This window comes from Agrobacterium sp. 22094 (assembly GCF_052046015.1).
Classification (GTDB): Bacteria; Pseudomonadota; Alphaproteobacteria; order Rhizobiales; family Rhizobiaceae; genus Agrobacterium; species Agrobacterium cavarae.
The window spans coordinates 990,664-1,009,861 of the sequence record NZ_JBQEPX010000001.1 but is presented as its reverse complement, the minus strand read 5'-3'; the positions used below and the strand labels follow the sequence as shown (position 1 = coordinate 1,009,861).

Annotated in this window: 17 protein-coding genes; 6 read left to right on the top strand and 11 right to left on the bottom strand. The window is 58.4% G+C overall.

Translation table 11 applies throughout. The annotated features are described in order from the left end of the window. Positions 1–38: 38 nt before the first annotated feature. On the bottom strand, positions 39–686 hold the full coding sequence (locus tag ACTJK5_RS04790; RefSeq protein WP_113260567.1) for an invasion associated locus B family protein: 648 nt from the start codon (positions 684–686) through the stop codon (positions 39–41). A 318-nt stretch (positions 687–1,004) separates the two neighbouring features. On the opposite strand from ACTJK5_RS04790, the gene ACTJK5_RS04785 reads away from it, so the two are divergent. The 3 genes from ACTJK5_RS04785 to ACTJK5_RS04775 all read left to right on the top strand — a co-directional run bounded on the left by ACTJK5_RS04785 (position 1,005) and on the right by ACTJK5_RS04775 (position 4,636). After that, entirely contained in the window at positions 1,005–2,831 is a 1,827-nt protein-coding gene (locus tag ACTJK5_RS04785; protein WP_113260566.1) for an extracellular solute-binding protein, read from the top strand. Between the two features lie 112 nt (positions 2,832–2,943). Further along, positions 2,944–3,615 carry a DsbA family oxidoreductase gene (locus ACTJK5_RS04780; protein WP_062598452.1) on the top strand — a complete coding sequence of 224 codons (672 nt, stop codon included), beginning with the start codon at positions 2,944–2,946 and terminating at the stop codon, positions 3,613–3,615. Between the two features lie 76 nt (positions 3,616–3,691). Beyond that, positions 3,692–4,636, top strand: coding sequence for a DMT family transporter (locus ACTJK5_RS04775; protein WP_113260565.1), 945 nt, complete (start codon positions 3,692–3,694; stop codon positions 4,634–4,636). Between the two features lie 93 nt (positions 4,637–4,729). Here ACTJK5_RS04775 and ACTJK5_RS04770 read toward each other — a convergent pair whose 3' ends face one another. The 3 genes from ACTJK5_RS04770 to ACTJK5_RS04760 all read right to left on the bottom strand — a co-directional run bounded on the left by ACTJK5_RS04770 (position 4,730) and on the right by ACTJK5_RS04760 (position 9,013). Beyond that, on the bottom strand, positions 4,730–5,050 hold the full coding sequence (locus ACTJK5_RS04770; RefSeq protein WP_062427406.1) for a hypothetical protein: 321 nt from the start codon (positions 5,048–5,050) through the stop codon (positions 4,730–4,732). Positions 5,051–5,188: 138 nt separating this feature from the next. Then, positions 5,189–8,698: a transcription-repair coupling factor gene (gene mfd / locus ACTJK5_RS04765; protein WP_440611924.1), complete on the bottom strand. Its 3,510-nt coding sequence runs from the start codon at positions 8,696–8,698 to the stop codon at positions 5,189–5,191. Positions 8,699–8,701: 3 nt separating this feature from the next. Further along, on the bottom strand, positions 8,702–9,013 hold the full coding sequence (locus ACTJK5_RS04760) for an FAD assembly factor SdhE (RefSeq protein WP_062427408.1): 312 nt from the start codon (positions 9,011–9,013) through the stop codon (positions 8,702–8,704). Between the two features lie 190 nt (positions 9,014–9,203). Here ACTJK5_RS04760 and recG point away from each other — a divergent pair, with 190 nt between their 5' ends. Together recG and ACTJK5_RS04750 are read left to right on the top strand one after the other, a co-directional pair. Further along, the gene (gene recG / locus ACTJK5_RS04755; protein ID WP_440611923.1) at positions 9,204–11,309 is read left to right on the top strand and encodes an ATP-dependent DNA helicase RecG; all 2,106 of its coding nucleotides are present in this window, start codon (positions 9,204–9,206) and stop codon (positions 11,307–11,309) included. Between the two features lie 7 nt (positions 11,310–11,316). Beyond that, a complete protein-coding gene (locus ACTJK5_RS04750) occupies positions 11,317–11,583 on the top strand; it encodes a hypothetical protein (RefSeq protein WP_440611922.1) in 267 nt (88 codons plus the stop codon). 107 nt (positions 11,584–11,690) lie between these two features. On the opposite strand, the gene ACTJK5_RS04745 is transcribed toward ACTJK5_RS04750, so the two are convergent. From ACTJK5_RS04745 to coaD, 7 genes are all read right to left on the bottom strand, one after another. Then, positions 11,691–13,178, bottom strand: a complete 1,488-nt coding sequence (locus ACTJK5_RS04745; protein ID WP_062427410.1) for an esterase-like activity of phytase family protein — start codon at positions 13,176–13,178, stop codon at positions 11,691–11,693. Positions 13,179–13,333: 155 nt separating this feature from the next. Further along, positions 13,334–14,497, bottom strand: a complete 1,164-nt coding sequence (locus ACTJK5_RS04740; RefSeq protein ID WP_440611921.1) for an aminodeoxychorismate synthase component I — start codon at positions 14,495–14,497, stop codon at positions 13,334–13,336. Between the two features lie 21 nt (positions 14,498–14,518). Then, on the bottom strand, positions 14,519–15,649 hold the full coding sequence (gene tgt / locus ACTJK5_RS04735) for a tRNA guanosine(34) transglycosylase Tgt (RefSeq protein ID WP_062427412.1): 1,131 nt from the start codon (positions 15,647–15,649) through the stop codon (positions 14,519–14,521). Further along, on the bottom strand, positions 15,649–16,731 hold the full coding sequence (gene queA, locus ACTJK5_RS04730; RefSeq protein WP_062427413.1) for a tRNA preQ1(34) S-adenosylmethionine ribosyltransferase-isomerase QueA: 1,083 nt from the start codon (positions 16,729–16,731) through the stop codon (positions 15,649–15,651). Before queA ends, tgt begins: the two co-directional genes overlap by 1 nt. A gap of 189 nt (positions 16,732–16,920) precedes the next feature. Next, positions 16,921–17,430, bottom strand: coding sequence for a peptidylprolyl isomerase (locus ACTJK5_RS04725; protein ID WP_062427414.1), 510 nt, complete (start codon positions 17,428–17,430; stop codon positions 16,921–16,923). 67 nt (positions 17,431–17,497) lie between these two features. Continuing rightward, a complete protein-coding gene (locus ACTJK5_RS04720) occupies positions 17,498–18,067 on the bottom strand; it encodes a peptidylprolyl isomerase (protein ID WP_062427415.1) in 570 nt (189 codons plus the stop codon). 28 nt (positions 18,068–18,095) lie between these two features. Then, on the bottom strand, positions 18,096–18,590 hold the full coding sequence (coaD, locus tag ACTJK5_RS04715) for a pantetheine-phosphate adenylyltransferase (protein WP_440611920.1): 495 nt from the start codon (positions 18,588–18,590) through the stop codon (positions 18,096–18,098). A 394-nt stretch (positions 18,591–18,984) separates the two neighbouring features. Here coaD and ACTJK5_RS04710 point away from each other — a divergent pair, with 394 nt between their 5' ends. Continuing rightward, positions 18,985–19,164: a hypothetical protein gene (locus ACTJK5_RS04710; protein ID WP_062427417.1), complete on the top strand. Its 180-nt coding sequence runs from the start codon at positions 18,985–18,987 to the stop codon at positions 19,162–19,164. Positions 19,165–19,198: the final 34 nt, after the last annotated feature.

Sequence of the window (19,198 nt, the reverse complement as noted above, 5' to 3'; positions counted from 1 at the left end):
AACGAAGCCGGTTCTTTTTTTGATCTCTACAGATCAGATTAGTTGGCAGGCTTGGCCTTGGCGGCGTCCTGTGCTGCTTCCAGCTTCTTGCGGGCTTCTTCAGCCTTCTTCTGCATGCCTTCCTGCAGCGAACGCTGGCTTTCGGCAAGCTGAGACTGGCTGATCGGCTGGCCGTCATAAGCGCCGGTGAAGCCGTTCAGCGCAATCTTGATCGGGTTCGGCGCGCGACGGAAGTTGATCGAGGTGAAGACGACTTCGTTGCCCTTCTTCAGGCTTGCAATCATCGCATCCGTCAACTGGACTTCAGCGGTGCACTTGTCTGGAAGGCAGACGGCGTAGTCGAGCTTCTGGCCCTTGCCGCCATCGATCTGCATGACGACGCCCGGAGGCAGAAGACGTGCAGTCGGGACGGACACCTGAAGGATCTTACGGTTGACCTTGCCTTCGACGCTGATCAGGCCAACGGCGGTGATCATCTGGCCGTTCTGGGCAAGAACGATATTCTGCACGACGCAAACATCATTGTCTTCCTGCTTGCTGCAGGTCTTGAACCAGCCCAAAGGCGGAGCGCCGGCCGGAGCGGCAGCCTGCTGAGCCTGAGAAACAGCCGGTGCAGACACGGCGCCCAGAGAAAGAACGAGAGCAGACAGGGCCGCCCGGGTGAGTGTGTTTGCAGTTTGCATCATAAGAGTTCCGTCTCCTGAATTTATGCGAAGCAGCGCTTCATGTGAGCACCGCTCAACATCGCCGGTATCCGTCTGCCCGTTCCACTGTCGTTTAAATGAGGCAAATGCGTGACCCGAGTGTTTCGGGACTCCTGTTACATCCCGATCGACCTGATATCCAGCATTTCTTTTACTTTTTCCTTGTATCCGACAAGATTTCCGTGATCGGATGCCCCTGCCCGCTGTGATAGATTTGCGCGGGAATCAAACAAGACAGGCGGTTTGAGTTCAGGTCCCACGACCTTGGAATCAAGCGCCCGAATGCGACAGGATAGTGACATGCGAAGCCTTTTGGCGCTCATTCCCGCCCTTCTTATCTCCGGCATGGCGATGGCTGAACCGCTTCACGGCATTTCGATGCATGGCAAACCCGCCCTGCCGGCGGACTTCAAGAACCTTCCTTATGTCAATCCGGACGTCAAGAAGGGCGGCCGCGTCTCCTATGGCGTCGTCGGCACATTCGATGCGCTCAATCCCTTCGTTTTGAAGGGTATGCGCACCACCGCGCGCGGAGTTTGGGACCCGGAATTCGGCAATCTCCTCTATGAACCGCTGATGCAGCGCTCACATGACGAGCCGTTCACGCTATACGGCCTGCTGGCGGAAAGCGCCGAATGGGATGATGAGCGAACCTACATCCAGTTCAACCTCAATCCGAAAGCCCACTGGCAGGATGGCAAGCCCGTCACGCCGGAAGATGTGATCTTCAGCTTCAATCTCTTGAAGGAAAAAGGTCGCCCGCCTTTCGACAGCCGCCTGAACGGCGTCGCCAAGATGGAAAAAGTGGGCGAGCGCAGCGTCCGCTTTACCTTCAATGAAAAAGCCAATCGCGAGACGCCTCTGATCCTGGCGTCCTCCACGCCGATCCTGCCCGCCCACGCCATCGATGCCAAAACCTTCGAGCAGGCAGGCCTCGGGCCGGTGATCGGCTCCGGTCCCTATCGAATCAAAACCTTGCGACCTGGCGAACAGATCGTCTGGGAACGGGACAAGAATTATTGGGGCGAGGACATTCCCTCCAAGATCGGTTTCGACAATTACGACGAGATCAGCGTGACCTACTTCCTGCAGGTGACGACGATGTTCGAAGCCTTCAAGAAGGGTGATATCGACATCTATCCGGAAGGCGATGCAATCAACGGCACCTCCGACACCTCCCACTGGGGCCAGGCTTATAATTTTCCGGCGGTTCAGCGGGGCGACATCTCCAAGGATGTTTTCGAACCGGGCCTACCGTCTGGCATGTTCGGTCTGGTCTTCAACACCCGTCGACCGACGTTTGCCGACGAGAAGGTGCGCGAGGGACTGTCCTACGTTCTCGATTTCGAGTGGATGAACCGAAACATTCTCGGTGGCGCCTTCAAGCGAACCCAAAGCTACTGGCAGAACTCCAAGCTCGGTGCCTATGGAAACCCGGCCAACGAGAAGGAATTGGCGCTGCTCGGCGACGCCGCAAAGCGTCTGCCGCCGGAGATCCTGGCAGGCACCTACGAAATGCCGACGACCGACGGAACGGGCGCAGATCGCACCGTCCTGAAGAAAGCCGTCTCCAAGCTCGGCGAGGCTGGCTTGACCATCAGGAACGGCAAGATGGTGGATAAGGACGGCAGGCCGCTGAGCTTCGAGCTCATGACGCAAAACCCGGCGCAGGAGCGTATTGCGCTTGCCTATCAGCGTTCGCTGAAGCTGATCGGTGTCGATATGGCAATCCGCTCAGTGGATGACGGGCAGTATCAATCCCGCTCCAATAGCTTCGATTATGACATGATCATCCGCTCCTTCCCGTCATCCTTGTCACCAGGTGCAGAACAGATCAATCGCTGGGGCTCGGTCTCCAAAAATGCCAATGGCAGTTTCAATTATGCCGGCGTTGCGGACCCGGATGTCGACCGGATGATCGAGGCCTTGCTGCAGGCCCGTGAGACGGAAGATTTCGAGGTTGCCGTGCGCGCCTACGATCGCCTTCTGACGGCCGGCCACTATGTGATTCCGCTCTACTATATCGGTGCACAATGGGTCGCCCGCTGGAAATACATCGACCGCCCGGAGAAAACCCCGCTCACCGGGAACCAGAAGCAGACATGGTGGGACGCGCGCGCGCAGTAGAAGACTTGCACCGCTGCACCAGTGACAGTTAGTTCCCTTTTGGTAACGCCTTGTGCCGCAAGCACAGACTATCTAGATGAGGCGTTATTCAAACACAGGAAGGAACAGCACCATGCAACGCATTGTCATCGACATCGTCTCGGACATGGTGTGTCCCTGGTGCTATCTCGGAAAGGCGCGTCTTGATCTGGCCCTGGCTGAAGTTCAGGACGAAGTCAGCGTCGACATCAACTGGCGTCCATACCAGCTGAACCCGGATTATCCGCCGGAAGGCGTGGATCAGAAGGTCGAGTTGGAAAAGAAACTCGGCGGCAAGGATCGCGTCGAACAGGCCCATAAGATGCTCACCGAACTCGGTCGTGAAGTCGGTATTGCCTATGATTTCGACGCGATCAAAATCGGTCCGAACACGCTTGATGCACACCGGCTTTCGCTCTGGGCGCACGCCGAGGACCGCGCGCTTCAGGACAGAATCGTCACGGCACTGTTCAAGGCAAACTTCGAGGAAGGCCGCAATATTGGCGATCATGCCGTGCTGATTGACGTCGCCGGTGAATGCGGTATGGACCGTGAACTCGTATCCCGCCTACTGGCATCGGATGCAGATAAGGATACGATCAAGGCCGAGATTGATGCGGCGCAGCAAATGGGCGTTTCCGGCGTCCCGTTCTTTATCCTGGATCAGAAATATGCCGTTAGCGGCGCACAAACGCCTGACGTGCTTATTAATGCACTGCGGGATATTGCCAAAATGAAAGCGGAAGAGCATAGGGCAATGAACTGATCGCAGCGCCCGAAATGGCGTGAGTAACGCCTCGTCGCCGCTGCGGTTTTCGACCCAGTAATTCAGCGGTGATTTCGTGCCAGACAGTAGGTTGAAGGGCATATTGCTCGCCTTTGCCGCCTTCGCGGCCTATGCTTTCAGCGATGCGAGCGTGAAACTTATCGACGGGCAACTCCCGCCCGTCGAATCGGGGTTCTTCGGAGCGTTCTTCGGGCTGCTCGCGCTCCCCTTCATCCGCAAGCGTAACGATGCCTGGACAGATATCGTCCGCACGACGAACCGGTCTCTGTGGCTTTTGCGGTTCTTTGCCACCGGTGCCAGCACCATCGGCAGCGTCGTCGCATTTACCCATCTTGCCATGGCGGAAGCCTTTGCCCTGATCTTCCTCCTGCCCTCCTTCGTCACCATCATGTCGGTCATCTTTCTGAAGGAGCAGGTCGGCATCAAGCGGTGGTCGGCAGTCATCATCGGCTTCGCCGGCGTTCTCATCATCCTGAGACCGGGCTTCCGCGAACTATCCATCGGTCATCTCGGCGCTATTATTGGCGGGATGGGCGGAGCGATCTCCATCGTCATCTTCCGCGCGATCGGGCCACGGGAAAAGAACATCTCGCTCTATGGCGCGGGCCTGCTTGGCTGCCTTGCGGTCTGCGGCGTGTTGATGATTCCCACCTTCACGCTTCCGAACGCCGAACAGTGGCTGATGCTGGCTGGCTACGGCCTACTGGCGGCGCTCGCCAATGTCCTCATCATGTATGCCGCGCAATATGCGCCTGCAGCGGTGATCGGCCCGACGCAGTACAGCCAGATGCTCTGGGCCATCCTTTTCGGGTACCTGATCTTCGGCGACAGGATAGACGGCTGGATGCTCGTCGGCATCGCACTGATCGTGGGGTCTGGCCTACTGACGCTGATGCGCGAAAAGCAGCGTAACGTGCCGTTGCCAAACTCTGTTGCTGCATCAGATCAGAATGTAACCGCCGTTATGCTGCCGGATGAAAAAACGGAGGCGGACCGATAATCGGCCCGCCCCGTTTAAAAACACGTCATTGAAAAATTTTATTTGTTTTCGTCTTACAATATCAGCTCACATCAATAGCAATATCATTTCACATCAATCACAGACACGGACGCGATACATGTCGCCAAATCCGTCCTGACGCCATGCAACATGGCAACGGGGGTAGACGGGCTCGTAAACGACAGGGGGCGGGCCGTAATAGGTCGGTTCGGCGTAAACAGGCGTGCCGTAAACCGGCCTGTCATGCGCCGCAGACAGCAATGCGCCGCCTACGAGTGTACCAGCAATACCGGCGGCAAGGCCGCGGCCGAAATTGTTGCGTGCTTCAGCTTGGCTGGTGGTGGCAATTGTGGTGCCCGCAATTGTCAAAGCAACCAGACCAGCGGTGACAAATCTGTTCTTCAATGTCCACATAGTCCTGCTCCTAAAAATCTGTCAGCACATCGTCCTGTGCTGATGAGGATGAGACTACGCCCCGGAAGACTACCGATACATGTCCGTTTGATTAATTCCTTGTAAGGAATCTCAAGGACGCGATTTTTCTTACCTGCGTCAGGATTTCGCCAGTTCCGCAAGCTGCGTCATGATCATCGCCGCGCCTGCCAGGCGCTTTTCGGGCGTCGGCAGATCGCGGGTGAGGAACACGCTGTGGTCGGGCCTGATCTTTGCCATAGAGCCCTGCTTGGCGATGTAGCCAACGAGGGCCGCCGGGTTCGGAAACTCCTTGTTGCGGAACTGCACGACAACACCCTTCGGACCGGCATCCAGTTTCTCGACATTGGCGGTCCGGCAGAGCGACTTGACGTAAACGATCTTCAACAGATGCTGCACTTCCTTCGGCAGCGGTCCGAAACGGTCGATCATCTCCGCGCCGAAGCCGTCGATCTCGTTGAGGTCCGTCAGTTCGCCGAGGCGACGGTAAAGCCCCATGCGCAGGTGGAGATCAGGCACATAGCTTTCAGGTATCATCACGGAGGTACCGACGGAGATTTGTGGCGACCAGCCGGTGTCGATAACGTCGTCCTCGCCCTTCACCTCAGCAACCGCTTCTTCCAGCATTTGCTGGTAAAGCTCGAAACCGACTTCCTTAATATGGCCGGATTGCTCTTCGCCAAGCAGATTGCCGGCACCGCGAATATCGAGATCGTGGCTGGCAAGCTGGAAGCCGGCACCGAGAGTGTCGAGCGACTGCAGCACCTTCAACCGGCGCTCGGCCATCGTTGTCAGCACCTTGTTGACCGGCAGCGTGAAGAGCGCAAAGGCGCGAACCTTGGAACGCCCGACACGACCACGCAGCTGATAGAGCTGTGCAAGACCGAACATATCCGCGCGGTGGACGATCAGCGTATTGGCGGTCGGTACATCGAGGCCGGATTCGACGATGGTGGTGGACAGAAGAACATCATATTTGCCGTCATAGAAGGCGTTCATGATGTCTTCCAATTCACCCGCTGGCATCTGCCCATGGGCAACTGCGACCTTCAGCTCCGGCACGTCGGACTGCAGGAAGGCGTGGATATCGGCGAGATCGGCCAGACGCGGGCAGACATAGAAGCTCTGCCCGCCGCGATAATGCTCGCGCATCAATGTTTCGCGGATGACAAGCGGATCGAAAGGCGAAATAAAGGTGCGCACCGCCATGCGATCGACCGGCGGCGTGGTGATCAGCGACAGTTCACGCACACCCGTCATCGCCAACTGCAAGGTGCGGGGGATCGGCGTTGCGGACAGTGTCAGAACGTGAACGTCGCTCTTTAGCTCCTTCAGCCGCTCCTTGTGCTTGACGCCAAAATGCTGCTCTTCGTCGATGATCAGTAGGCCGAGATTGGCAAAGGTGATCCCCTGCCCCAGAAGCGCATGCGTGCCGACAACGATATCGGTCTTGCCTTCCGACACTTCTTTCTTGACGAGATTGAGCTCCTTGGCGCCGACGAGGCGCGACGCCTGCTGCACGCGGATCGGAAGCCCACGGAAACGCTCTGAGAAGGTGCGGAAATGCTGACGTGCCAGAAGCGTTGTCGGCACGACGACGGCGACCTGAACACCATTCATGGCCGCAAGGAAGGCCGCGCGCAGCGCCACTTCCGTCTTGCCGAAGCCCACATCGCCGCAGATCAGGCGGTCCATGGGCCGGCCGGCACCAAGATCGTCGCGGATCGAGTCGATGGCATTCATCTGGTCTTCGGTTTCCTCATAGGGGAAACGCGCGGCAAACTCGTCGTAGAGGCCATCGGGTGCCGTCAAAACCGGCGCCTGGCGTACAAGGCGGGCAGCAGCAATCCGGATAAGATCGCCCGCCATATCCAACAGGCGCTTCTTGAGCTTCGCCTTGCGCATCTGCCATGCGCCGCCGCCAAGCTTGTCGAGCTGGGCTTCCGCCGCGTCCGAGCCATAGCGGGATAGAAGATCGATATTCTCGACAGGTAGGAACAGCTTGGCATCGTCGGCGTAGTGCAGTTCCAGGCAGTCACGCGGTGCACCGGCGGCCTCGATGGTGCGGAGCCCGACGAAGCGACCGATACCATGTTCGGCATGAACGACGAGTGACCCTTCATCGAGTCCCGCGACTTCGGAGATGAAGTCGGCACCGCGCTTGCGGCGTTTGGAGCGGCGGACCATTCGGTCGCCAAGGATGTCCTGTTCGCCGATAATGGCGAGATTGCTCGTACCGAGGGTCGTCTCAAAACCGGCTTCGAGGCTGAGAACCGCCGATGCTGCCTCACCCTTTGCGAGTTTCTCGATCTCCTTGAGAGACGAGATCGGCCTGATTTTCTCGAGACCATGCTCGTTCAAAACCTGCAAGAGGCGGTCCAGCGACCCTTCCGACCAGCCCGTGATCAGAACCCTCCAGCCCTTGGAGCGACGCTCGGCAATGTGCTTGACTGCCAGATCAAAGACATTGACGCGGTCTTCGCTGCCACCCTCCGCCGGAGGCTTTGCCCAGCGGGGACCCACATGCGCATCGAGAGTGGCCACCGGCCTGTCGTTGGAGTCCTGCTCATTGAAGGGCGTCAGGCGCACGGCATTGACGGCGTTCAGCGTCTCATCGAAGCTCTTGCCACCGAGATAGAGCTGGCTGGGTGAAACAGGCTTGTATGGCGCGCCCTGCGTGGCACCTTTTGTCTGGCCGGAATTGCGCCGCGCCTCGAAGTAATCATGCACGAGCTTGGAGCGCTCGACAGCCGCCTCGCGCGCGTTGTGATCGGTGACGATGCGGAAGCCCTGCAGATAATCGAAAGCAGTTTCCAGCTTCTCGTAGAAGAGCGGCAGCCAGTGCTCCATGCCGGCATAACGTCGGCCTTCCGAGACAGCCTGATAAAGTGAATCGTCCCTGGTGGCAGCGCCGAAGAGTGAAAGGTAATTCTTGCGAAAGCGGCTGATCGTATCCGGCGTCAGCGTCACTTCGCTCATGGGGCTGAGATCAAGCGAGCGGGCCTGGCCAATGGTGCGCTGGCTGGCGGGATCGAAGGTACGGATGCTTTCCAGCGTATCGCCGAAGAAATCCAGACGCACCGGCTCTTCCGTGCCAGGAACGAAGACATCGAGAATACCGCCGCGCACGGCAAATTCACCGACCTCGCGAACCGTCGCAACACGGTCGAAACCGTTACGCTCCAGACGCGCGGCGATCTCTTCCATGCGGATCTGATTACCCGGCTTGGCGGAAAAAGCCAGACTCTCGATGACATCGCGCGGCGCCATCTTCTGCAGCATCGCATTGACGGTGACGAGCACGATGGCCGGATGAGGCTTCTTTTGATGCTGGATGAGACCGGAAAGCGCTGCCAGCCGGCGCGCGGAAGTATCCGCACTCGGGGACACGCGGTCGTAGGGAAGGCAGTCCCACGCAGGCAGCGTCAGAACAGGAATGTCTGGGGCGACGAACCCAAGGATTTGCTCGAGATCGGCAACGCGGTGTCCGTCAGACACGACATAGGCAACGGATGTTCCGCCGCGCGCCATATCCGCCAGGAGAAGCGCCTCCACTCCGGACGGCACATTTCCAATGGTCAGCGGCGTATCGGCCGATGCCACCAGCTTCACATCAATCCCGGCGATCATAAATCAGGCTTTCGTTGTCTCGGATGTGACCGGATCGAAGTCCGGGCGATAAGAGGCGATTTTCATGAAGAGAGGCGTCTGGAATTTTTCAGGGATCGGCAAAGCGCCCGTGACCATCTTGACGAGGTCGTTATCCTCCTCAGCCATGATCACTTCCAGCTCGTCGAGTTCCGCGTCTGAAAGATCGCCGATATTGTCTTCTGCGAACTGACCCAGAACCAGATCCATTTCGCGAATGCCGCGGTGCCAACAGCGATAGAGAATCCGCCGGCGTCTCGGTTCGAGGTCGGCACTCGTGCGCACCAGTCCAGTCATCGCAGTCACCTGTTTGTTGGAAATTCAACAAATTGTTGATTTTCGTTCTCCTATAGAACAGGACAGGAACGCTTGGGAACCGCTATTTGTGCAAATATGCGGCACAGGGCATAAAAACTGCCGGTGATAAACGCGCTTTATCGGTGTGGCGCTATTGCAATGGGGACAGCCTTCCCCGATTTTGCAGCCCATGCGTCCCGCCATACTCGATCCCCTCTTTGCCACAGTCTCTTCGCTTGCCGGCGTCGGGCCGAAGCTTGCCGATCTGTTGGCGAAACTTTTGGGCCGCGAGAACGCCGATGACACACGCGTCATCGATCTGCTGTTTCATGCGCCGTCCAACATCATCGACCGGCGTAACCGCCCGGGCATCGCGCTTGCACCGCAGGGCGCCATTGTCACCATTCAGGGACGTATCGACCGGCACCAGCCTGCACCACCCGGCAATCGCTCCGCGCCCTATCGTGTCTTTCTGCATGACGAGACAGGCGAACTGGCGCTGACCTTCTTCCGCGCACGCGGCGACTGGCTGTCAAAGGCGCTCCCTGTCGATGAAGAGGTGATGGTCAGCGGCAAGATCGACTGGTTCAACGGTCGCGCCTCCATGGTTCATCCGGATTTCATGGTGAAAGTCTCGGAGGCCGACAATCTGCCGCTGGTCGAAGCCGTCTATCCGATGACGGCCGGTCTTTCGCCCAAGATATTGAAGCGTTCCATCGATACCGCGTTGCAACGCCTTCCAGTCTTTCCCGAATGGATCGACGAGACGCTTGCCACACGCCAGAGCTTCCCGCATGTGGCCGATGCCTTCCGCGAGTTGCACGATCCACGCGACGCTGTCGATATCGATCCGCAGGCCCCTGCCCGCCGCAGGCTTGCCTATGACGAGTTCCTGGCCGGACAGCTTTCGCTGGCGCTGGTCCGCCAGAGGCTGCGGAAGGTCGCTGGTCAGCCGATCCGCGCCAAGGGAGATTATGCAGCGCGCATTCTCGCGGGCCTGCCCTTTTCGCTCACCGCAAGCCAGAACGCTGCGGTGAAGGATATTCTGACCGACATGGCGGGCGAAGACCGCATGCTCCGCCTGCTTCAGGGCGATGTCGGCGCGGGCAAGACGCTGGTTGCGCTGATGGCGATGGCAACGGCTGTGGAAGCCGGTGGCCAGGCCGTACTGATGGCGCCGACGGAAATTCTGGCGCGCCAGCATTTTGCAACGATGACGAAGTACGCGGCAGCCGCTGGCATCTCCTGCGAGGTTCTGACGGGCAGAACCAAGGGCAAGGAGCGCCGCGAGATCGAAGAGCGGATTGCCTCGGGAGAGGCGCAGATTGTCATCGGCACACACGCTCTGTTTCAGGACGGCGTGTCCTACAAGAACCTCGTTCTTGCGGTGGTGGATGAGCAGCATCGCTTCGGCGTGCATCAACGCCTTCGTCTCACCGCCAAGGGCATCACGCCGCATATGCTGGTGATGACGGCAACGCCCATTCCCCGCACGCTGGTTCTCGCCGCCTTCGGCGACATGGATGTCTCCAAGCTGACGGAAAAGCCCGCAGGCCGAAAGCCGATTCAGACCGTGACCATTCCCAATGAGCGGATCGGTGACATCGTCGACCGACTGCGCGGCGCTCTGGCGGAGGGCAAGAAGGCCTACTGGATTTGCCCTCTGGTCGAGGAATCGGAGGAATCGGATCTCATGTCGGCAGAGGAACGACATGCGGTGCTGTCACAATCCTTGCGCGCCAATATCGGCCTCATTCACGGCCGGATGAGCGGGCCTGAAAAGGATGCCGCAATGCTCGCCTTCAAAAGTGGCGAAACGCGCCTGCTTGTGGCAACCACTGTCGTCGAAGTGGGCGTGGATGTGCCGGATGCCACGATCATGGTCATCGAGCACGCCGAGCGTTTCGGTCTTGCACAGCTTCACCAGCTGCGCGGTCGTGTCGGACGTGGCGACGAGGCCTCCACCTGCATATTGCTGTACAAGGGTCCGCTCAGCGAGAACGGCAAGGCGCGGCTTTCCATCCTGCGCGATAGCGAAGACGGCTTCCTGATTGCCGAAGAGGATCTGAAGCTACGCGGCGAAGGAGAACTCCTCGGCACCCGCCAATCCGGCACGCCTGGCTTTCGCATAGCGAGCCTCGAGGCGCATGCCGATTTGCTAGAGATCGCCCGCAAGGATGCAGCCTATATGATAGAAAAAGACGCCGAGCTTGTGAGCGAGCGCGGCAAGAACCTCAGAACCCTGCTTTATCTCCATCGCAGGGATGAAGCCATCCGCTTCCTCCACGCAGGCTGATACACTCATGACAATCACACCCAACCCGCCACCGGCCTTCCAGAAGGGCTTTGCCCTGTGTTCGCCTGAAAACATTCTCCAACCGAAAACCTTCGCCAAGAGCGAGAAGAAGGCGATCGCAAAAGGCTTCAAGAAGCCCGGTCGCAAGCAGGCCTGGGCGGAGGCTCTGGAACAGGGCTGGAGCGTCAGGCTCGTCTATATGCGCCTCTTCGTGCCCGTGTTTCATTCCACCACGTCCGGCGCGCAGGAATTCCAAGAGATCGACGACGATTGATATGCGTAATAAAGAGCCGTGCCGAATGTTTTCGGCACGGCTCTCACGATGAACAGATTCAAGAAGGGAAAGCGTCCTTCGTGCGTCCAATTAGGACGCACGGCGCTTTAGCGCTTGGCAACGCCCGGCAGCGTCACGCGGAACACCTGGAACATGGTGTCCACATCCGCATCACCTTCCGCCTTGTAAGACTTCCCAACCTGGAAACCGTCCTGCGTCAGGAAGTCGTTGTCATTGGCGACGAAGAGGAAATAATCATCCGGTGCGGAAGCATCGAGGACGCTTGCAATCGACATAGCCTCCCACTTCTCTGACAGGTTGTTCTTGTCGTTCGGGGCGCCATTGTGCAGGCCGAAGCGGGCAAGGTCCTTGGCGTCGTTGAGATCGATGAAGTCGTGCAGAGCGGCTGGCTTGATGGCGCTATCCAGGACACCCTTGGGCGCAACCGGCTTCACATCGTCGAATTCGCCACCGGCGATGTCCGTCGCGCCGGAGAGATCCACGAGTTCTATTCTGCGGTAGACCGACGTATCGCCCTTCATGCCCTGACCATTGTTGCTGTCACGCGCCAGCATCAGGAATGCCTTGTCCGACAAAGCCAGGATCTCGCTCTGTGCTGCGACGAGCTTCTTGTCCTTGCCCTCGAACTTAGGCAGCGGCACGACATATTCATGCACGAGCTTCAGGTGATCGACATCGCTCGCATCATAGACCAGTGCCCGGGTGTGATCGCGGGTCGATGAGGAATCGCCGCCATCCTGACGGGTTGCCGATTGCAGAACGGCGATGAGGTATTTGCCATCCGGGGTCAGCGACATGCCTTCCAGACCCTGATTGTTCTGGCGCCCGGTTTCGGGGTCCTTCGGATCGGGCTTCTTACCGCCTTCGCCAACATTGTTGGAAGAGAAGTTGATCTCACCCTTGCGCATCGGCAGCAGCGCCTTGGGCGGCTGCGTGGCCGAGATCATCTTACCGTCGGCAGAGAAGTGATAGATATAGGGGCCGTACTCGTCGCTGATCAGGAACGAGCCGTCCGCCAGACGCACCACCGCCTCGGCATCGAGAGAGACCTTACCGGTAGAGGCAAAAGGCAGCACTGGCGTCGCGCCGATAGCCGGACGGGTACCGGCCTCAGGATCGAGGCCCGTCATGTTCTTGCCCTGCTCATCGGTCAAAAGCAGCGTATCGGCAAGCGTTGCCTGAACCCCCGTCTGCTGCTTGTCCGCAGCCACATCACCGCCCTTTGCGGGCATCAGCGTCACGTCGATCTTGTTGATGCGGGCATTGTAATCCGTCGTTCCTTCGACGTTGTAGCCACGGTCCGGCAGCAGCCAGAGAGAACCGCGATAGCCATCGCCTTCCTTCTTCCAGCTGGTGACATCGATCGCCATGCCCGAGCCGGAGCCAAAGGTTTCGCCGAACTTGTCGCGCTGGCCGGCGGGAATACGACCAACGGCGACCAAGCCCTTGCTCGCGTAGCTGACGCCGTTTGCAGCAGCGGTGGTTTCAGCCATCACGGCAGCAGGAAACATGAAGATCGATGCCGCCAGGGCGGCAGCAAGCCGGCGAGAGGCAGAGAAACGGAGTGATGTCATGGAACGGTATCCTTGAGAAAACAAAGAAAGACGAAGTCTTCGACACACCATGTAGCGCGGGCGCACCGTGTTCCGGTTCGTGAAGAAGCCTGCTCCCTGGTACCTGTCTCTAAGATCGATCCATGACACTTGCATGACGGCTGAGGTTTATGGCGTTAGCGAGCGTAGACGAGCTTTCGGTCGCCGGCCGCAAACTTTGCCTTGAGAAGGCATTCGTCATATTCGGACTGCGCGGTGGAATCGAAGACAATCCCGCCACCGACATTGAAAGTCGCGCGGCCATCGTCAAAAAGGGTGATAGTGCGGATCGCGACCGAAAACCGCATGTCACCCTTTGGGGAAATCATGCCGATCGCGCCGCAATAGACGTCGCGCGGCCCGACCTCCAGGTCATGCAATATCTCCATCGCCCGCATCTTCGGTGCTCCTGTTACCGAGCCGCAGGGAAAGAGTGCCGCAAAAATATCGGCGATCGCCATGTCCGGCAGGAGCTTTGCGCGCACATGGCTGACCATCTGGTGCACGGTCGGATAGGTCTCGATTTCGAAGAGCTTCGGCACATCCAGACTGCCGACTTGTGTGATCCGCGAAATGTCGTTGCGCAGCAGATCGACGATCATGCGGTTTTCGGCGAGCGTCTTCTCGTCCTTGCCCATAGCGGAAATGATCGCTGCGTCCTCATCAGCCGACGATCCGCGCTTGACCGTACCCTTCATAGGATGGGTCTCGATCCAGCCATCCACATCGACGGAGAAGAAGAGTTCCGGCGAGCGTGACAGAATGATAGGACCATCCAGTTGAACCAGCGCTCCGTATTTGACTGGCTGCCGCTCGATCAGAGACCAGAAGGCGAGAAGCGGATCGCCATGCCACCGACCAGTGACAAGCATGGTAAGGTTAGCCTGGTAACAATCTCCTTGGCGGAGATGCTGATGCAGTCGATTGAACCTTATCTCGTAGTCAGCAAAGGTCCATGACGCTGTGAGATCGCTCAAAAAATCGTCAGGCGCCATAAGTTTCAATGGCTTGGATGCCGCACTCGTATCACTGGATGGTGACGAAAACACACCGAAGCACAATAGCGGGCAAGCCCGATCTTGCTCTGCGAGAGGCCTTAGCTTGGGCTCGAAAAGGTATCCTGCCTCATAGGACATATAGCCGGCTAAATATTTTCCGCTTGCTCTGGCGGCCTGCATTCTTTCAAGCGCTGGAAAGACGTCGCTGGCCTCATGCGCAACGATAATCTCCTCCGGCTCCGTAAACAGCGTCACGGTGCCGGTCGTATCGTCACGAAAAAGAACGTAAGGCGCGTTCAGCATTCAGCTATCCGATGATGGTTGTCACACCGGATCGATATCGCCTTTCGCCCACATTTCAATGGTCTCCGCATAGAAATCCGGAAAGCGACCTTCTTCGATCGATTTGCGAATCCCCTGCATCAACTCCTGATAATAGGCGAGATTGTGCCAGGACAGAAGCATGCCGCCGAGCGCTTCGTTGGACCGAACCAAGTGGTGCAGATAGGCGCGCGAATAATCGCGCGATGCCGGGCAGTTGGACTGCTCATCCAACGGACGCATGTCTTCCGCGTGGCGGGCGTTGCGGATATTCACCCTGCCTCTGCGGGTAAAGGCAAGGCCATGACGACCGGATCGGGTCGGCATCACGCAATCGAACATGTCGATGCCGCGTGCCACGGATTTCAAAATATCATCCGGCGTGCCGACGCCCATCAGGTAGCGCGGCTTTTCCGTCGGCAGAACCGGCAGCGTCGTATCGAGCATGGCAAGCATCACGTCCTGCGGCTCGCCCACCGCAAGACCGCCCACGGCATAGCCCTTGAGATCGAGCTCTTTTAGCCCTTCGGCTGAGCGAATACGCAGGTCCGGCTGGTCGCCACCCTGGACGATGCCGAACATCGCCTTACCCGGCTGCTCGCCGAATGCAACCCGGCAGCGTTCCGCCCAGCGCAAGGACATTTCCATCGCGCGTTCGATTTCCTTGCGCTCGGCAGGAAGTGCCACGCATTCATCGAGCTGCATCTGGATATCCGAATCGAGCAACCCCTGGATCTCGATAGAGCGCTCCGGCGACATGTGGTGAAGCGAGCCATCGACATGGCTCTTGAACGTCACGCCCTTCTCATCCAGCTTGCGCAGGCCAGACAGCGACATCACCTGGAAGCCGCCACTGTCTGTCAGGATCGGATGCGGCCAGCGAATCAGCTCATGCAGGCCACCCAGGCGCGCCACACGTTCCGGGCCGGGCCGCAGCATCAGGTGGTAGGTGTTGCCGAGAATGATATCGGCGCCAAGCTCGCGGACCTGATCGAGGTACATGGCCTTGACGGTACCGACGGTGCCAACCGGCATGAAGGCAGGCGTGCGGATGACGCCGCGCGGCATCGCCACTTCGCCGAGACGTGCGCCGCCGCTGGTTGCTTTAAGGGTGAAGGTGAAGTTCTCGTGCATCAGACTTTCCGGAACAGCAGGCTGGAATCGCCATAGGAATAGAAGCGGTAACCGGTTTCGATGGCGTGAGCATAGGCAGCCCTCATCGTCTCTAGCCCGCAGAAGGCCGAAACCAGCATGAAGAGCGTGGATTTCGGCAGGTGAAAATTGGTCATCAAATTATCGACCGCTTTGAAGCGGTAGCCGGGCGTGATGAAGATACCGGTGGCGCCGGACCATGGACGTATCTGCCCGTCATCACCAGCCGCACTCTCGATCAGCCGCAGCGATGTGGTGCCGACACAGACGATGCGCCCGCCCCTTGCCTTCACCGCGTTCAGCTTCTGCGCGGTCTCATCCGAGACATAACCGATCTCCAGATGCATCTTGTGATCATTGGTATCATCTGCCTTGACCGGCAAGAACGTCCCCGCTCCGACATGCAGTGTGACGAAATGGCGCTCGACCCCAGCCTTATCCAGCGCGTCGAAGAGTGCCGGGGTGAAATGCAGACCCGCGGTCGGTGCGGCAACGGCGCCTTTTTCGCGGGCATAGATGGTCTGGTAATCCGTCTGGTCCTGCGCATCTTCGGCGCGTTTCGCGGCGATGTAGGGCGGCAGCGGGATATGGCCGACAGAAGCAATGGCCTCATCCAGCACAGGTCCGGAGACGTCGAAGAGCAGCGTGATTTCGCCCTCGTCGCCCTTTTCCTCGACCGTCGCTTCCAGGAAAGCGAGACCGCAGCCATTGTCGCGCTCATAGCCGAAGCGGATGCGGTCGCCTGCCTTGATGCGCTTGCCCGGCCGCGCAAAGGCCTTCCATCGGCTGGCGTCGGCACGCATGTGAAGCGTTGCCGAAACCGGTGTCTCCTGCGCGCCATCGCGCAACCGCACACCTTCGAGTTGGGCAGGAATGACCCGCGTATCGTTGAAAACCAAGGCATCGCCGGGCTTCAGGAAGCTCGGAAGATCGAAAACCTGATGATCGGTCATGCGATCCGTATTGGGATCCACGACAAGCAGGCGCGCACTATCGCGCGGACTGGCTGGGCGCAGCGCAATATTCTCCTCGGGGAGATCGAAATCGAACAGGTCAACGCGCATGAAGGGCTCTTATCAAGTGTCTCGATCGGCTCGCATTGCCCTGCCAGATGGGCAGCGAAACGAGCAGAATATCAAAACCCGCCTCGCAGAGACTGCCGGCGGGTCATGGTTGGCAAAAATGCAGCCGTGCTGCACTCGGCAAACGTCATCCCGCCCTGCCAGTCAGCAAGGCGGGAGACTTCACATTGGTCAGGCGGCAGATGCCAGACGGATCGACACGATCGAATCGGGATCCTTGACGGGCTCGCCCTTCTTGATCTTGTCGATGGCGTCCATGCCCTCGATCACCTGGCCCCAGACGGTGTACTGCTTGTTGAGCCACGGAGAATCCGTAAAGCAGATGAAGAACTGCGAGTTGGCGGAATTCGGGCTCTGCGAGCGAGCCATGGAGCAGGTGCCTCGGACATGCGGAATGGCAGAGAATTCAGCCTTCAGGTCTGGCTTCTCGGAGCCGCCCATGCCGGCACGCGCCGGGTTGAAATCGGCAGAACTCTTCTTGCCGAACTTCACGTCACCGGTCTGCGCCATGAAGTCGGCGATCACGCGGTGAAAAACAACGCCGTCATAAGCCTGCTCGGACACCAGTTCCTTGATGCGAGCCACGTGGCCAGGAGCGACGTCCGGCAGAAGCTGGATGACAACCTTACCGGTCGTCGTTTCCATGATGAGGGTGTTTTCCGGATCCTTGATCTCGGCCATGTTATCTCTCCTTGCTAGGGGTAGGCTTGAGGGGGCAGAACGCCCGTTTGACGTGAACTTCCCGACGTTACTTCTTCGTCACCGTCACCTTGACCATACGGTCAGGGTCGGAGACTTCACCGTTTCCGCCGGCGCCACGCTTGATCTTGTCGACGAACTCCATGCCCGAGACGACCTTGCCGACCACGGTATACTGGCCGTTGAGGAAGGGTCCCTGGTCGAACATGATGAAGAACTGCGAATTTGCGGAGTTGGGATTTTGCGAACGGGCCATGCCGACCGTGCCACGCTCGAAGGGAACCTTGGAGAATTCGGCTGGGATATCGGGCAGGTCGGAACCGCCGGTGCCTGCGCGGCGCGCATCAAAGCCCTTGTTCATGTTGCCATACTGCACGTCGCCGGTCTGCGCCATGAAGCCATCGATGACACGATGGAAAGCAACGCCATCATAGGCGCCCTTCTTGGCAAGAGCCTCGATCTGCGCCACATGCTTCGGCGCGACGTCCGGCATAAGCTGGATGACGACCGGGCCGTCTTTCAACTGGATGGTCAGAAGATCGGCAGCAGACGCGATCGTGCTTGCGGCAATCGCGCTGACGAACATGGCGCCTGCAAAGGCAAACTTCAGCAATTTCATTCGGACTGGCTCCACCTATGTGCCGAAACTAGCGTTTCAGCTTTGTGTTAAGGGCTTCAAGCACGACTTTGGGCACGAAGGCCTCGACATTGCCGCCCATGGCTGCGATCTGACGGACCAATGTGGCGGTAATGGGCCGGGACGCGGTTCCCGCGGGTAAGAACACCGTCTGGATATCCGACGCCATTTGCCGGTTCATGCCTGCCATCTGCATTTCATAATCGAGATCGGTTCCGTCTCTCAGGCCTCGAACGAGAAGTGTCGCGCCGTGCTCCCTGGCCGCATCGACAACGAGATTGCTGAAGGAAACGACCTTCAGCCGGTCTTTCGCTGCAGGCAGCACATTGTTCAGGGATTGGCGGATCAGATCGGCCCGTTCATCAAAGCTGAACATCGGCACCTTGCCCGGATGAACGCCGATGGCGACGATCACGTCAGACGCAACATTCAATGACTGGATGAGAACATCCAGATGTCCGTTGGTCATCGGATCGAAAGATCCGGGATAAAAGGCAATCGTCATACCGCTCTCGATACTTCCGTCTTTGTGGGCCTTTTGTCACGTCAGCATCGCATCTGCAAGACTGATGCAGTCAAACGTCAGGTGAATAGCGGATGAATACAGCATTCAGCGCAGCTTCAAAGCGATGCTCTATAACGTCAAGCATCGATAGCGCACCGGGCCCGACGCCCAAGTGGAGATGGAAATGCTGGCATTCATGGTGATCCTCACAGTCGCCACGTCCTTTGTGGTCGAGCAGGTCTTTATGGATTGACGTGGACTGCCAATTTTCTGAACGCCAGATGAACGCGACATTCAAGGAAGCTTCAGAGGCGCAATGCTAATCGATTTTTAACAGTATTTCGGAACCCGACTCGATGTCAGGCGTTCAGTTCGCAGGCAAAGGAACAATCACATGTTTGCAAAAGAAAATCGGTCTACCTCAGCGAAGATCGGCGTCATCAGCACTGCCTGGACAATGCTTCTCATCGCGATGGTTGCAACAACGTTCAGCCTCTATGCGCAGAAGCCACAGCAACAGGAAGCAAGCTTCCCTCAGCTGACATCTCGCTACCAGTACACGAACTACTATTGATCCATCGGGGAAACTCGAACAGACCGGAGTAACA

What these genes read in the sequence shown, in the direction of transcription:
- ACTJK5_RS04790 (WP_113260567.1), bottom strand. Translation starts at nt 686, where the DNA reads ATGATGCAAACTGCAAACACACTCACCCGGGCGGCCCTGTCTGCTCTC.
- ACTJK5_RS04785 (WP_113260566.1), top strand. Translation starts at nt 1,005, where the DNA reads ATGCGAAGCCTTTTGGCGCTCATTCCCGCCCTTCTTATCTCCGGCATG.
- ACTJK5_RS04780 (WP_062598452.1), top strand. Translation starts at nt 2,944, where the DNA reads ATGCAACGCATTGTCATCGACATCGTCTCGGACATGGTGTGTCCCTGG.
- ACTJK5_RS04770 (WP_062427406.1), bottom strand. Translation starts at nt 5,050, where the DNA reads ATGTGGACATTGAAGAACAGATTTGTCACCGCTGGTCTGGTTGCTTTG.
- mfd (WP_440611924.1), bottom strand. Translation starts at nt 8,698, where the DNA reads ATGATCGCCGGGATTGATGTGAAGCTGGTGGCATCGGCCGATACGCCG.
- ACTJK5_RS04760 (WP_062427408.1), bottom strand. Translation starts at nt 9,013, where the DNA reads ATGACTGGACTGGTGCGCACGAGTGCCGACCTCGAACCGAGACGCCGG.
- recG (WP_440611923.1), top strand. Translation starts at nt 9,204, where the DNA reads ATGCGTCCCGCCATACTCGATCCCCTCTTTGCCACAGTCTCTTCGCTT.
- ACTJK5_RS04750 (WP_440611922.1), top strand. Translation starts at nt 11,317, where the DNA reads ATGACAATCACACCCAACCCGCCACCGGCCTTCCAGAAGGGCTTTGCC.
- ACTJK5_RS04745 (WP_062427410.1), bottom strand. Translation starts at nt 13,178, where the DNA reads ATGACATCACTCCGTTTCTCTGCCTCTCGCCGGCTTGCTGCCGCCCTG.
- ACTJK5_RS04740 (WP_440611921.1), bottom strand. Translation starts at nt 14,497, where the DNA reads ATGCTGAACGCGCCTTACGTTCTTTTTCGTGACGATACGACCGGCACC.
- tgt (WP_062427412.1), bottom strand. Translation starts at nt 15,649, where the DNA reads ATGCACGAGAACTTCACCTTCACCCTTAAAGCAACCAGCGGCGGCGCA.
- queA (WP_062427413.1), bottom strand. Translation starts at nt 16,731, where the DNA reads ATGCGCGTTGACCTGTTCGATTTCGATCTCCCCGAGGAGAATATTGCG.
- ACTJK5_RS04725 (WP_062427414.1), bottom strand. Translation starts at nt 17,430, where the DNA reads ATGGCCGAGATCAAGGATCCGGAAAACACCCTCATCATGGAAACGACG.
- ACTJK5_RS04720 (WP_062427415.1), bottom strand. Translation starts at nt 18,067, where the DNA reads ATGAAATTGCTGAAGTTTGCCTTTGCAGGCGCCATGTTCGTCAGCGCG.
- coaD (WP_440611920.1), bottom strand. Translation starts at nt 18,590, where the DNA reads ATGACGATTGCCTTTTATCCCGGATCTTTCGATCCGATGACCAACGGA.
- ACTJK5_RS04710 (WP_062427417.1), top strand. Translation starts at nt 18,985, where the DNA reads ATGTTTGCAAAAGAAAATCGGTCTACCTCAGCGAAGATCGGCGTCATC.